This window comes from Burkholderia sp. Tr-862 (assembly GCF_011753085.1).
GTDB lineage: Bacteria > Pseudomonadota > Gammaproteobacteria > Burkholderiales > Burkholderiaceae > Burkholderia > Burkholderia ambifaria.
Genome location: NZ_VWWG01000162.1, coordinates 1 through 14,003, shown reverse-complemented (window position 1 = coordinate 14,003; position 14,003 = coordinate 1). Strand labels below are relative to the sequence as shown.

The 14,003-nt window shown below is 66.7% G+C and carries 13 protein-coding genes and 1 pseudogene; 8 read left to right on the top strand and 6 right to left on the bottom strand.

The window, feature by feature from the left end:
- A pseudogene (locus F3J14_RS28615) lies at positions 1-628 on the top strand (thioredoxin family protein); the annotation flags it as partial.
- A gap of 48 nt (positions 629-676) precedes the next feature.
- Here F3J14_RS28615 and F3J14_RS28610 read toward each other — a convergent pair.
- Entirely contained in the window at positions 677-928 is a 252-nt protein-coding gene (locus F3J14_RS28610) for a DUF4148 domain-containing protein (protein ID WP_166725807.1), read from the bottom strand.
- Positions 929-1,142: 214 nt separating this feature from the next.
- Complete coding sequence (locus tag F3J14_RS28605; protein ID WP_166725806.1) at positions 1,143-2,546, bottom strand: GntP family permease; 1,404 nt, start codon at positions 2,544-2,546, stop codon at positions 1,143-1,145.
- A 326-nt stretch (positions 2,547-2,872) separates the two neighbouring features.
- Between F3J14_RS28605 and F3J14_RS28600 the strand changes: the two genes are divergently transcribed.
- The 5 genes from F3J14_RS28600 to F3J14_RS28580 all read left to right on the top strand — a co-directional run bounded on the left by F3J14_RS28600 (position 2,873) and on the right by F3J14_RS28580 (position 8,629).
- A complete protein-coding gene (locus F3J14_RS28600) occupies positions 2,873-4,405 on the top strand; it encodes a sigma 54-interacting transcriptional regulator (RefSeq protein WP_166725805.1) in 1,533 nt (510 codons plus the stop codon).
- Positions 4,406-4,426: 21 nt separating this feature from the next.
- Complete coding sequence (locus F3J14_RS28595; protein ID WP_166725804.1) at positions 4,427-4,954, top strand: BON domain-containing protein; 528 nt, start codon at positions 4,427-4,429, stop codon at positions 4,952-4,954.
- A 61-nt stretch (positions 4,955-5,015) separates the two neighbouring features.
- Entirely contained in the window at positions 5,016-5,300 is a 285-nt protein-coding gene (locus F3J14_RS35885; RefSeq protein ID WP_012367057.1) for a hypothetical protein, read from the top strand.
- A gap of 103 nt (positions 5,301-5,403) precedes the next feature.
- Positions 5,404-5,700, top strand: a complete 297-nt coding sequence (locus tag F3J14_RS28585) for an H-NS histone family protein (RefSeq protein ID WP_166725803.1) — start codon at positions 5,404-5,406, stop codon at positions 5,698-5,700.
- 571 nt (positions 5,701-6,271) lie between these two features.
- Positions 6,272-8,629: a GNAT family N-acetyltransferase gene (locus tag F3J14_RS28580; RefSeq protein ID WP_166725802.1), complete on the top strand. Its 2,358-nt coding sequence runs from the start codon at positions 6,272-6,274 to the stop codon at positions 8,627-8,629.
- Positions 8,630-9,308: 679 nt separating this feature from the next.
- Here F3J14_RS28580 and F3J14_RS28575 read toward each other — a convergent pair.
- Together F3J14_RS28575 and F3J14_RS28570 are read right to left on the bottom strand one after the other, a co-directional pair.
- Positions 9,309-9,860, bottom strand: coding sequence for a hypothetical protein (locus F3J14_RS28575; RefSeq protein WP_006754155.1), 552 nt, complete (start codon positions 9,858-9,860; stop codon positions 9,309-9,311).
- A gap of 88 nt (positions 9,861-9,948) precedes the next feature.
- A complete protein-coding gene (locus tag F3J14_RS28570; protein WP_211080399.1) occupies positions 9,949-10,773 on the bottom strand; it encodes an IclR family transcriptional regulator in 825 nt (274 codons plus the stop codon).
- A 653-nt stretch (positions 10,774-11,426) separates the two neighbouring features.
- On the opposite strand from F3J14_RS28570, the gene F3J14_RS28565 reads away from it, so the two are divergent.
- The gene (locus F3J14_RS28565) at positions 11,427-12,275 is read left to right on the top strand and encodes an ureidoglycolate lyase (protein ID WP_166725801.1); all 849 of its coding nucleotides are present in this window, start codon (positions 11,427-11,429) and stop codon (positions 12,273-12,275) included.
- A 192-nt stretch (positions 12,276-12,467) separates the two neighbouring features.
- Here F3J14_RS28565 and F3J14_RS28560 read toward each other — a convergent pair whose 3' ends face one another.
- Positions 12,468-12,851 (bottom strand): VOC family protein, encoded by a 384-nt coding sequence (locus F3J14_RS28560; protein ID WP_166725800.1) that lies wholly within the window; start codon positions 12,849-12,851, stop codon positions 12,468-12,470.
- A gap of 98 nt (positions 12,852-12,949) precedes the next feature.
- Between F3J14_RS28560 and F3J14_RS28555 the strand changes: the two genes are divergently transcribed.
- A complete protein-coding gene (locus F3J14_RS28555; protein WP_166725809.1) occupies positions 12,950-13,612 on the top strand; it encodes an ABATE domain-containing protein in 663 nt (220 codons plus the stop codon).
- 69 nt (positions 13,613-13,681) lie between these two features.
- Here the strand turns inward: F3J14_RS28555 and F3J14_RS28550 are convergent.
- Positions 13,682-14,003: helix-turn-helix domain-containing protein (locus tag F3J14_RS28550; RefSeq protein WP_282100756.1), on the bottom strand; the 322-nt coding region annotated here is incomplete at its 5' end.

Sequence of the window (14,003 nt, the reverse complement as noted above, 5' to 3'; positions counted from 1 at the left end):
ACCGACACGACGCTGTCGTCGATCGACCGCCGTCGTGCCGGCACTGGTCGATGCCGCACGCAAGCAGATCGCGGCATCGGTGCAGGGCGCCGCGAATCCGTACGAGCGGCAGGCGCTCGTCAGCGAAGCGGCGGACACGTTGACCGACGCAGGGCTATACGACGAATCCGATGTCTTGCTGAAGGCCGAGTTGGCGCGTTCGGCGACGCCGTACTACTTCATGTCCGGACTGGCCGCGAATGCGAAGGCGCGCGGCGACAAGGCCGCGGCGCTCGACTGGTACCGGAAGGCGTACGACTCGGCGAGCGGACCGGCGACGAAACTGCGCTGGGGTGCGACCTACTTCGCGAATGCGGTCGCGCTGGCGCCGGACGATTCGGCGCGGATCGAGGCGATCGCCGCGAGCGTGCTCGCGCAGGCCGGGAAGACTAAGGATGCGTTTTATGGGGCGAACCTGCGGGCGCTCACCAAGGTCGTCACGCAACTGAACCGCTGGCGCGGCGGCGGCGCGCACGACGCGTCGGTCAGGTCGGTCGTGAAGCAGTTCGACGGGGTATGCGCGAAGCTGCCGGCGGGTGATCCGCAGGCAGCGGCGTGTGCGAAATTGATTCAGCCGGTGAAGGCGTAACGGCGGGAAAGGGTGCGGTCGGGCGGGCTGGGGGAGCGGATGCCGCGATTACCGGCTCGACTCCGACGACGCGCCGCGATCGCTGCCATACCCGGTACTCTGCTCGCGGGCGATCTTCGCTTCGGCGGAAACGATGCTGGCCGGATAGAACCAGTCGCTCGACTGGAAGCCGGCTTGCTTGAGCGCTTTCACTTCGGCGTGGACCTGCGCGCGCGTGAGCGGCGGGTTCGACTGCGCGTGCGCGGCGAGCGGGGCGGATACGGCCAGGGCGATGGCAACTGCATGAATCAGGCGCTTCATGATCGAGACCTCCATGTTTCCGACTGGGCGGCCGGCCTTCGTTCGACGAAGCGGCTGCGGTTGAAAACAGTGTAGGCCCGGCCACGCGCGGGAAAAATGCGATCGCTCCCAACGCAGTGTTCTGCTGCTGGTAACAATGGGAGCGGGAGCGGCGGCCGCGTCGATGCGGCCGACCTAGGTGCGGCGGCGTGCGGAACGCCGCCGATGCACAGGCTTACACGAGCCCCGTCGTGTAGTACACGGCGATCACGAAGAACACCGCGAGCGTCTTGATGATCGTGACCGCGAAAATGTCGCGATACGACTCGCGGTGCGTGAGGCCCGTGACCGCGAGCAGCGTGATCACCGCGCCGTTGTGCGGCAGCGTGTCCATGCCGCCGCTCGCCATCGCGACGACCCGGTGCAGCACGTCCAGCGGGATATTGGCGGCCTGCGCGCCCTTGATGAACAGGTCCGACATCGCGGCGAGCGCGATGCTCATGCCGCCCGACGCCGAGCCCGTGATACCGGCGAGCGAGCTGACCGACACGGCCGCGTTGACGAGCGGGTTCGGGATGCTCTTCAGCGCATCGCCGACGACGAGGAAGCCCGGCAGCGCGGCGATCACACCGCCGAAGCCGTATTCGGACGCGGTGTTCATCGCCGCGAGCAGCGCGCCGCCGACCGCCGCCTTCGACCCGGCAGCGAAGCGGTCGCTGACGCGCCTGAACGCGGTGGCGACGACGAGCAGGATGCCGAGCAGCAGCGCGGCCTCGACCGACCAGATCGCGACGACCGTCTTGATCGACGTCGTCACCGGCGTATGCACGCCCGGCAGCACGTCGGGCGCGACCGTGTACGATGCGGCGCCGTACCACGTCGGGATCAGCTTGGTGAGCGCGAAGTTCGACACGCCGACGAGGATCAGCGGCAGGATCGCCAGCGCGGGATGCGGCAGCGACGTCACCTCGACGCGCTCCGGCTCGTTGACGAGCGACGTGCCGTAGCCTTCGCCCTTCGCCATCGCCGAACGGCGGCGCCATTCGAGATACGAGAGGCCGACGACGATGATGAACAGCGAGCCGATCGTGCCGAGCACGGGCGCGGCCCAGGCAGTCGTCTTGAAGAACGTGGTCGGGATGATGTTCTGGATCTGCGGCGTGCCGGGCAGCGAGTCCATCGTGAACGAGAACGCGCCGAGCGCGATCGCGCCGGGCATCAACCGTTTCGGAATGTTGCTCTGGCGATAGAGTTCGGCCGCGAACGGATACACCGCGAACACCACGACGAACAGCGACACGCCGCCATAGGTGAGCAGCGCGCACACCGCGACGATCACCGCATTCGCACGCGAGCGGCCGATGTAGCGGATCGCCGCATGGACGATCGACTCGGAGAACCCGGACAGTTCGATCACCTTGCCGAACACGGCACCGAGCATGAACACCGGGAAATAGAGTTTGACGAAGCCGACCATCTTCTCCATGAAGATGCCGGAGAAGACCGGTGCGACGGCGGCGGGGTCGGTCAGCAGGACCGCGCCGAGCGCGGCGATCGGCGCGAACAGGATCACGCTGTAGCCGCGATACGCGGCGAACATTAGAAACGCCAGCGCGGCGAGGACGATCACGAAAGACAAGGGAGTCTCCTAATTGCTTGGAATGGCTTTGGTTGTTGTTCGATCGCGGGACGCGCCGCGGACCGGGACGGGTTCGTGCAGGTTTCGTGCCATCGGCCGGATTGCGCCGCCGGACATGGGTCCGGCGCAGGCCGGCGGGCCCGCGCCGGCCAATGTCTGAAGATTCTACATAAAACGTCTCCATCGGGAGACGATTTGGCCGTCCGGACAGCCCGTCGAATCGGCCAGGGCATTCCCTGACAAGGCATTCCGGCGCATCTCCGAAATGAGATACTTCGTCTCGTTCCGGAGACATCCGGCCAAACATATGCGGAGACGACGACACGATGATGAACGACTGGGCCCGCCTGCCCGTCAATTACGGCGACGTGCTGCGGCGCGCCGCCGAGTCGCTGTTTCGTACGTTCGAGGATTCGAGTGCGGGCACGGTGGTCGTCGATCGCGACGCGCGCGTCGTGTGGATGAACGAGCGTTATGCGGCGCGTTTCGGGTTCGCCGATCCTCAGCAGGCAGTCGGCCTCGACTGCGAGGCGGTGATTCCGAACAGCCTGATGCGCGAGGTCGTGTCGACCGGACAGCCGATCCTGCTCGACATCATGGAGACGGGCCGCGAGCCGCTCGTCGTCACGCGCCTGCCGTTGAAGAACGAGGCGGGCGAGACGGTCGGCGCGATCGGCTTCGCGCTGTTCGACCAGTTGAAGACGCTCACGCCGATCTTTTCCCGCTACGCGCAGCTTCAGCAACAGCTGATCGCGACGCAGCGTTCGCTCGCGCAGGCGCGCCGAGCGAAATACACGTTCGCGAGCTTCGTCGGCACGAGCGCCGCGAGCCTCGAAACCAAGCGGCAGGCGCGGCGTGCGGCGCAGGTCGATTCGCCGGTGCTGCTGCTCGGCGAGACGGGCACCGGCAAGGAACTGCTCGCGCATGCGATCCACGCGGCGTCGGCGCGCGCGCTCCAGCCGCTCGTGACCGTCAACGTCGCGGCGATTCCCGACACGCTGCTCGAAACCGAATTCTTTGGCGCGGCGCCGGGTGCGTATACCGGTGCCGACCGCAAGGGGCGCGTCGGCAAGTTCGAGCTGGCCGATCGCGGCACGCTGTTTCTCGACGAGATCGGCGACATGCCGCTGCCGCTGCAGGGCAAGCTGCTGCGCGTGTTGCAAGACAAGGAGTTCGAACCGCTCGGCTCGAACCGGATCGTGCGCGCGGATGTGCGGATCATCGCCGCGACGTCGGCCGACCTGCCCGCGCTGGTCGAGGCCGGCCGCTTTCGCGCGGATCTCTATTACCGGCTCAACGTGTTGACGATTCACGCGCCGCCGCTGCGCGAGCGCGCGTCCGACATCGCGGCGCTCGTCTACGCGACGCTGGAGGAACTGGCCGCGCAGCACGGCCGCGCCGCCCACTGTGAACTGACCGACGATGCGCTCCGGGTGCTGTGCGCGTACCCCTGGCCGGGCAATGTACGCGAGCTGCGCAACACGCTCGAGCGTGCGCTGATGCTGTCGGATCGCTCGGTGATCGACGCGCGTGCGCTCGCGCCGTTCCTCGGGCCGATGCGCGTGGCGCCCGACAGCGTGCCGGCGGGCACGCGGGTTGCGCCGTCGCCGGCCGGCCGGGACGCTGGCGACGCATCGGCCCCGCCTGGTGCGCCGGTCGTTTCGTATACCGATGCATTGGCCGCGTGGGAGCGCCAGTTCCTGATCGATGCGCTGGCCGCTTGCGACGGCAAGGTGGTGGAAGCGGCCGCGCGCATCGGCATCGGTCGGGCGACGCTCTACAAGAAACTGGCGGCGCTGGGAATCGACCGGTGGCCAGCGGCGACGGATGCGCGCGGACATGAGGAACGGCACCGGTGACGTGCCCGACAGGAGACAACGATGAAGCGAATCGGCATCGTCGGATGGCTGGCGGTACTGGTGACGACGTCGTCGTTCGCGCAGTCGAGTGACGCGGATGCACCTGCGGCACGGCGCAACTGGTACAACGATCCGTTCGTCGTGCTGTCGCGGGATTTCGCCGAATGCCCGCTGCCGCTCGGCCCGTGGATGACGCGCGCCGAGATGGAGGACGACGCGCACTACCGGGTCGAGCGCGGGACCACCTGCTGGCTCGCCCACCGCTGCACGAAACCGAATTCCTATATGTATGACGCGCCGATCGCCGCGGCGGCCAAAGCGCATTTCGCGGGCACCGATCGTCTGCATGGCACGAGCCTGTGGATCACCGTGCAGCGGCGCTTCATTTACGTCGAAGGGTGTGCCGATCCGGCATTCGACCGGCAGGCGCTCGCGCGCGAACTCGGCGCGCTTCCCGACGTCGAGCAAGTATTCGTTCGCATCACCGAAGATCCGCGCCGGGCCGTGCCGTACAAGACGCGCGGACGCCCCGACCGGACACCCGACTGAACGCGGGGCGACAGTGCATGGCATACTCGCGACATTCAAAAATAGGTTGACGGAAACAACAATGAAACACATGCTTGCGGCGGTCTGTCGGTGGCCTCGAACGCATTGGTGTCGGGCCGGATTGTTGGCCCTGGTTGCGGGGCTCGGCGGGTGCGGCGGCGGGGCGCCATTGTTCACTTCGGACGGACGCCCCACTACGCAGGTGCAGTGCACCGGTGGCGACTGGAGCAATTGCACGGACAACGCCCGAGCCCTCTGCAATGGGGAATTCGACGTCATCCAGCGATCGACCGATGACGCCGTGCGAAATCTTCTCTTCGCATGCAAGAAGAAAAGCGGTTATTGATCCCGTCATGACCGGCTGAGGAGACCATGATCGGGTGAAGCGCTTTTCCATTCGCTTGGAGTCGGCTATTTTTCATGAATAACACTCACGGAGTCCCATCCATATGGCGACCTACAGGCAACTGACCGCGCAGCTCGAAAGACTTCAGCAAAAGATCGACAAGGAACGCGAAAAGGCGATTACCGATGCGATTGCCGCCATTCGGGCGAAAATCGAGGAGTTCGACATTACGGCAGAGGAACTCGGTTTTCTTCCGATGGGCACCGCCGCTGCCGCGAAGCCGAAGCGTCCGTTGCCGCCGAAGTACCTGAACCCGAAGACGGGCGAAACGTGGAGCGGCCGCGGGCGTGCGCCGGCGTGGCTCGGCAAGAACCGGGCGCGTTTCCTGATCAAGGACTGACTCCCGAAAATCCTCACCTTTCGTGCGCTGACTGACGGTGCGAACGGCCCTGCGGCCGTCGCACCGTTTTGTTTTTGGGCAGCGGCAATGCGATTCGGGGCCGCGAATTGAACGGCAATGCCGCGCGATTAATGGATACCTTTTTGCGAATTCGCTGCGATTCGCCCGGATATCACCGCGAATTCCCGTAAACAACCCCGCAATGACGCGGCATGCGCGCATTGGCATGCTCGATCTTCGCGGTGCTGACGTACGACCGATTGCCGTCACCTCTCGCGTATTTACACGCTGCGCCGTGCTATTCCCGAACTTGCTCACCATGGCTCCTGTAAATCCTCACCTTTGAAGTGGCGATCGGATGACCGCATCGTTACGCCTTCGCCCGTTGCATCGTGCGAAGGCGTCGGTTACCGGCTCATGTTGCGGGCATTGATGCGCGTCGCACAGTCGGCCGTTCGGCATATAGGCAGCCGTATCGGGTTCGCCTATGCTTGGAGTTCGCGTCGGCCGGCACATGGCTATCTGGTCCGTGTGCCGGTCGGTTCGTCTTTCGTTACCGTAGGGAGCCGATGTGACCGTCCGCCATCTCGATGCATTGTTCCAGCCAAGGTCCGTTGCCGTCGTCGGTGCATCGTCGCGCGCCGGCAGTATCGGTGCGATGGTGTGGGCGCGCGTGCTCGACGGTGCATTTGACGGGCCCGTGTGGCCCGTCAATCCGAAGCACCGCGAACTGAACGGGCATGCGGTCGTGGCCGATGTCGACCGCCTTCCCGCGCCGCCATCGGTCGCCGTGATCTGCACGCCGCCTGCCACGTGGGCCGGCATCGTGCGCAAGCTCGGCGAGCTCGGCACGCGCGTCGCGGTGATCGTCGGCGAAGCGCGCACCGACGCCGATCGTGCGGCACTCGATCGCACGCTCAAGGCCGCGAAGCCGTTCGTGCTCCGTATCGTCGGGCCCGGCAGTCTCGGCGTGCTGTCGCCCGCGCGGCATGCGCATTTCGGCGCGCCGGCCTATACGGCGCGATCGGGCGGCGTCGCGTGGGTGTCGCAATCGAACGCGCTGACGAACGCGGTACTGGGCTGGGCCGATGCGCGAGGCCTCGGCTTTTCGCACGTCGTCGCGCTGGGCAGCGAGTCCGACGTCGATGCGGGCGATGTTCTCGACTACCTCGCCAGCGATCCCGGCACGCGCGCGATCCTGCTCGAGCTCGACACCGTATGCGCTGCGCGCAAGTTCATGTCGGCAGCGCGCGCGGCGGCGCGTAACAAGCCGGTGCTCGCGCTGCGCACCGGGCGCGCCGATCCCGGCGATGCGCTTTACACGGCGGCGTTCCAGCGTGCGGGGATGGTGCGCGTCGATGCGCTCGACGATCTGCTCGACGAGATCGAGACGCTCGGCGTCGGTCGCGTCACCGCGCGGGGCGCGGCGACGCTCGTGACGAGCGACGCGGGTGTCGCGAAGCTTGCGGGCGATGCGGTCGCGGAGGTGCGCGACGTGCTGGCCGACTGGCCGGCGGCGGCAACGTCGGCGGTAGCGGCCGCGCTGCCGCATCTCGCCGGGCCCGGCAATCCGCTGATGCTCGGCGACGATGCGCGTCCCGAGCATTTCGGCGCCGCCGTCAAGGCGCTCGCGCCGTTTCCGCAAACAGGCGCGCTGTTCGTCGTGCATTCGACGTCCCACAGCGCGCCGGCCGATGCGGTCGCGCGCACGCTGATCGAATTGCGGCAATACGCATACCGCGGCATCCTCGCGTGCTTCTTCGGTGCAGTTGACGCGGCGACGCGCGACGCCCTGCACGCGAACGGAATCCCGGTGTACACCACGCCGCAGCGGCTTGCGCGCGCATACGCGCGGCTGGTCGACTACAACCTCGGGCGGCAGTTGCTGATGCAGACGCCCGAGGGCACGCCGCTGCAGCCGGTCGAGTGCGTCGCGTCCGCACAGGTCGAGGCCCGCCAGATGGTCGAGGCCGGCGAGCATGAACTGGCCGGCGAAGCAGCGTTACGCTGGCTCGCTCACTTCGGGATGCACGGTGAGCCGGCCGACGCGTCGGCGGCCGCCCGAGTCGTCGACGTCACGGTCGACATGTACGACGATTCGAACTTCGGTCCGGTGTTCCGCTATGCCGTGCCGCCGGCAGACGGCGTATCGGCGCCGTTCATCGTGTACGGGCTGCCGCCGCTCAATACGGTGCTCGCCCGCGCGGTCATGGAGCGCTCGCCCTACGCGCGCCGTGCGCCCGTCGAGCCAACGCTCGATGCGCTGACGGCGCTGTCGCAAGTCGTTTGCGACGTGCGCGAAGTCGTCGCGATGTCGGTCACGCTGCGCGTGCTGTCCGACCGTGTATACATCACCGCGCCGCGCCTCACCCTGGCGACGGGGCGCAGCCGGCTCGCGATCATGCCGTATCCGCGTCATCTCGAGCAGACGCTCGAATGGCGCGGCGAGACCGTGACGATTCGTCCGATCCGTCCGGAAGACGAGGAGGCGCACAACGAGTTGCTCGGCGCGATGACGCCGGACGATCTGCGAATGCGGTTCTTCGGTGCGGTGCGCAGCTTCGATCATTCGCAAGTCGCGCGCATGACGCAGATCGACTACGACCGTGAGATGGCCTTCATCGTGTCGTTTACCGACGTGTCGGGCCGGTCGCACACGCTCGCGGTGGCGCGCGCGGTCGCCGATCCCGACAACGAGACGGCGGAGTTCGCGATTGCCGTGCGGCCCGATCAGAAGGGCAAGGGGCTCGGGCGGCTGATGATGACCCGCATCATCGACTACGCGCGATCGCGCGGCACCGCATGGATGATCGGCGAGGCGCTGCGCGAAAACACCGCGATGATTTCGCTGGCGAAGTCATGCGGCTTCGCGGTATCGACGACGGAGGAACCCGGCGTGGTTGGGTTCAGGATGAAGTTGCAATCGTAGTCGCATGGGCGACGGTGCGCGAACGTGCTGCGGTATCGCGCACTGTCGACGGGGCCCGCATGATGTCGCGTGACGCATGGCCGCGGTTGCGCGGATTCTTCGCGGTTCGCAATGCAGACCATTCGGCGTGTTCGATCGAATCCGCGAAGCGATGCGACGCTCCGTGACCACCGGGGAAAGGCGCTCGCGTCGAGTCACTGCATCCGCGGCGGGCGAGTTGCGTGCGTCGATGGCCTTCGCATTTCGCCGATTCGGGTGGCGTACCGCGGCGTGCTGACACCCGCATTCGCACCCGCAGCATCGGAAACAGAACAAAGGTGAGATTTTTCGGGAGCCGCGAGTGAGCTTTTCCGGGAGCGGCTGGGTGAGCCGATACGGGAGCATTCGGTGAGCCTTCCGGGAACGGCCGGTGAGCCCTTGCGGGAAGCCCTGGTGAGCCTTTCCGGGAAAGGGTGGTGAGCGTCTGCGGGAGACGTCGGTGAGGACGTTCGGGAGGGGGCGGTGAGCGTCTCCGGGAGCATTCGGTGAGCTTTTACGGGATGCCCGGGTGAGCGCTTACGGGACGCTTCGGTGAGACTTTTCGGGAGCCTACGAACGCAGTGCTCCGCCAGACGCGGCGCTGGCCTTTGCCGGCGTCCGCGCCGGTGCGGGCACGCATGAACCGTGCCCGCGATAGCGTTTACGCGGCGAGTTTCGACGCCGCGTCGTTCACCTGGTCACGCGAAATCGCGAGTTCCTCGAGGTGCGCGTCCGCATAAACGCCACCGGTTTCGCGCTCGAGGCGGGCGATGGTCAGCGCGCAACGCGCGGTGTCCTTCGGCATCGCGATGAAGCGCTTGACCGATTCGCCGGACGTAAACGCGTCGAACAGCGCGCCGCGCACGTCGTCCGGAAGCGTCTTGGTCCATTGATACGGCTTGCCGTTGAACGTGATCGACGGCGGCAGCGTGCGTTCCTTCTTGGTGGCCGTGATGAGGCCGTAGGTGCGCGCGGCGTCGCCGATCTGCTCGGGCGAGAAGAGTTCGTCGGGCGTGATGCCGAACTGCTCGATGTAGTTCTCGATCGCCAGCATCGCTGCGGCACGATCGTCACGCTTCTTCTGTGCGCGCGCGACGATATCGCGCAGCTCGTCCGCTTCCTCGGGGGTGATCGTGAAGCTCGCCTGCTTCTGCTGAAGTTCGGAGAAACGCTGGAATTCTTGATCGTTCAGAAGTTTGGCCATGACATCCATCGGACACGACGGCCGTGACAGCCGGCCGCCGTAGTTTTTGAGAGGGCCGCTATTCTAGCGTAGCGCCGGGCGCGCGGCGCTCGCACATTCAGCTGGTTTCCACGCGGCACATCGACAACTGACCGGCCGTATCGCGCAGCCCTGCGACGACCACGTCAATAGAGGGCGCCATGTGCGCATCGATCCGGCGCATGTACGGGCAGGTCAGCACCGCGATCGCATGGCCGGAGGGCCCGAGGATCGGCGCGCTCAGGTCGGTCAAGCCGTACGCCTGGCGGCTGTCCTGGCGCACGTAGCCGGCCTGTCGGATCGACTGGCACGCGTAGGCGAGTTCCTGCTCGTTGATCGGCGTTTCGCCCTTGACCTTGCGATGCTCGGCCAGCATGTGCGCACGCTGCTCGGAACCCTGGAACGACAGCATCACCCGCCCCGACGCCGTGTCGGCGAGCCCGACGCGCGAGCCGAGCCGCACCGACACGCCCCACGGGCCGGGCCCGTCGACCTGCGCGATCACGAGCAGGTTGCCGCGATCGTAGACGGTCAGATAGCACGACTGCTCGGCGGCGTCGGCGAAGCGCTGCATCAGCGGCAAGGCTTCGGCGATCAGCCGGTTCATCGGCGGATGCCGGTGCGCGAGCGCGAACAGTTTCAGGCTGAGCGTGTAGCGGTCGCCGCTGCTCGAGCGCATCACATAGCGGCGCGCAACGAGACGTTCGAGCATCCGGTAGATCTCGCTCGCGTTGCGTCCGAGCTCCTTCGTGATTTCGGTGCGGGTGAGCCCTTCCTTTTGTTCCGACAGCAGTTCGAGAATGTCGAGACCCTTGTCGAGCGCGGGCGCGCGATAGCGGTCGGCTGCACCCATCGACTCCCGTGCGTCGCTGCCGGGGAGCGGATCATTGGTCGTTTGCATCATGAGTAGGAAGTCCGGGAATTGCCATCGGTGGGCGACGCACGCTGGCCGGCTTTGCACGCGGATTCGAAAGGCCGCATGCGGTTCTGACCGCCGTCCGCGCGAGCTTAACAACAAACTTTCAGTGTGCAATGCAGCGTGTTTTTGCCGATCATTACCAAACAAGAACGGATCAATCGCGGTTTCCGATGACAGGGTCGCAACAAATATTGTGTATTCGTGGTCCGATGGCAACGCAAGGCGCCATTCGACACCGTGTCGTTGCAGGCGTCCCGGATGCTGCGACGCAGCACCCGCAGGCGCACCAATAGTCGGTATCCGTCGCGCGCCATTTCACGGCGGCCCGCCGATGGTACAAAGAGCGGCGGGCCAGCGACGGCGCGGCCGCGCGTGAAGCCGGCCAGCACGGGCCGGCACATGCCGCGGTTACCGGGCCGTCGTCGCCGATGCGCAGACCGGCGGCCGCCCGTTCGATGCGCGTCGCACTTCGGTGCGACGCCGCGATCGCTGCGCCCGCGCGAGTCTCGCGTGTCGAATGGCGTGCCGGATACGGCGCCGACGCGCGTCATCGACGATCGACATTCAGTCCGGCGCGTGGCCGCAAGCGGCTGCGTCGGCCGGTATCCTGTCCCATTCGACAACAGAGGTTGAGCACGATGAAACTGCTTCGCTATGGCCCGTCCGGCCAGGAAAAGCCCGGCATTCTCGACGCAAATGGCCGGATTCGCGACCTGTCCGCGCACGTGCCGGATCTTGCCGGCGACGCGCTGTCCGACGCCGGTCTCGCGCGCCTGCGCGCGATCGACCCGGCCACGCTGCCGCTCGTCTCCGGCGAGCCGCGCATCGGTGCGTGCGTCGGGCGCGTCGGCAAATTCATCGGCATTGGTCTGAACTATGCCGATCACGCAGCCGAAGCCGGCATGCCGGTGCCAAAGGAACCGGTGGTATTCGGCAAGTGGACGAGTTCGATCTGCGGTCCGAACGACGGCATCGACATTCCGAAGGGTTCCGTGAAGACGGACTGGGAAGTCGAGCTCGGTGTCGTGATCGGCACGGCGTGCAAGGACGTCGACGAAGCGCGCGCGCTCGATTACGTCGCCGGCTACTGCGTCGTCAACGACGTGTCCGAGCGCGAGTGGCAGATCGAGCGTGGCGGCCAGTGGGACAAGGGCAAGGGCTTCGACACGTTCGGCCCGATCGGCCCGTGGCTCGTCACGCGCGACGAGGTGCCCGATCCGCAGCGCCTCGACCTGTGGCTCGAGATCGACGGCCACCGCTATCAGAACGGCAACACGCGCACGATGGTGTTCACCGTCGCGCAACTGGTCGCCTACCTGTCGACCTGCATGACGCTGCAACCGGGCGACGTGATCACGACCGGTACGCCGCCGGGCGTCGGGATGGGGATCAAGCCGTCGCCGGTGTTCCTGAAGGCCGGCCAGACGGTGCGCCTCGGGATCGACGGGCTCGGCGAGCAGTTGCAGCGCACGCGCAACGCGCAGTAAGCGCTTGCGCGGGTCGAGTGGCGGGCGCAACCGGCCGCCACCCGCCGCCATCCGCCGCGTTGTCCGATCGCATCGCTTAATCGCCGGCGCCGACCGTCGCGAACCGAACATCGATGCAGCAAAGACAAGGGCCCGATTCCGCGCAATGCGGAATCGGGCCCTTGTCTTTCATCCGCGTCCCGACTAAGCCGATCAGACGACGTTGTCCAGCTCGCAATGGGCTTCGAGCCGATACCCGTCGGGATCGACGACGAACGCCGCGTAATAGCCGGGGCCGTAGCGCTCGCGTTTGCCCGGCCCGCCGTTGTCGTGCCCGCCGTGCTGCAGCGCGGCTCGATAGAACGCATCGACTTCCACCGGCGACGCTGCGCGAAACGATACATGCAACCCCGACTCGGGATCGGCGACGACGGGGCGCGCCGCGTGCTGCAACCACAACACCGGTTCGGTGGTGCCGTAGCCGAGGGATCCGTCGTCGCTATACAGCCGCTTGTAGCCGAGCGCGCCGAGCGTGCTGTCGTAGAACGCGCGGCTGCGGTCGATGTGGGCAACGCCGAACGAAAGGTGATCGATCATCTTTGGCTCCTTGAACTGAAGGGGACATCAGTGCAGCAAAGCTGTTTTAACCACCATGCTGGTTATGTTAGAAAGCGCCCATGCGCTTGTCAACCGGCATGGTGGTTAGATACGATCGCGGCATGGACAAGACGCAACCTTCCGTCACGACCGACTGCCTGATTCCGGCACCGTCCGACACGTTGAGCATCGATTTCGCGAACACGCTGTACTGGCGCGGCGCCGACGCGCCGACCGAAACCTTCGGCACGCTGGACGACCTGTTCGCGTGGTGCCGCGAACAGGCGGGCGTGCCGGCCGGCCTGACCGACGCATGTCGCGCACAAGAGAAGAAGCAGGATGACGAGCCGGCGATGCTGGCGCGCGCGCTCGCGTTGCGCGAGGCGCTGTACCGGCTCTTTCACGCGCAAGCGGAGCGGCGCGAGCCGCACGCCGACGATCTCGCGCTGCTGGGCGGTTTTCTGGCGGAAGCGGCGCCGCGCGTCGCGCTCGCGCGGATCGACGGCGGCTATGCGTGGCGGATCGGGGGGCGCGCCGGCGCCGGCGTGGGCGCGACGCTCGCGGGGCTGTTGAGCCCGGTGCTGTGGTCGGCGACCGACCTGCTGGGCAGCGCGCGGCTCGCGAAGGTCAAGCGTTGTGCGAACGACGCATGCCAGTGGCTGTTCATCGACGACAGCAAGAACGGCAGCCGCCGCTGGTGCTCGATGTCGTCGTGCGGCAATCGCGCGAAGGCATATCGCCACTATCACAAGGCCGATTGACGGCGGCGCGCGTCCAGCGCGTCCTGCCTGCGACGCGCAATCCGCGCATGCCGCGCATCGCGCCCGAACCTATTTCGCCGACAGCTTGCGCCACAGCGTGGTCTTGCTGATGCCCAGCATCGCGCACGCGCGATCGCGGTCGCCGGCGCATGCGTCGAGCACCGCGCGGATCTCGTCGGCTTCCGCGCGGCGGCGGCGTGCGTGCAGCGTCTGCGCGTCGTCGGCATCGGCCGCGTCGGGCGGCGTCGTGAACAACTCCGGCGCGATCGCCTGCAGCGCCTCGGGCGCGAGCGCGGCGCACGGGGCGCCCGGATCCTGCTCGTCGACTTCCTCGGCCAGTTCCACCGCGATCCGCTCGACCACGTTCTGCAGCTCCCGCACGTTGCCGGGA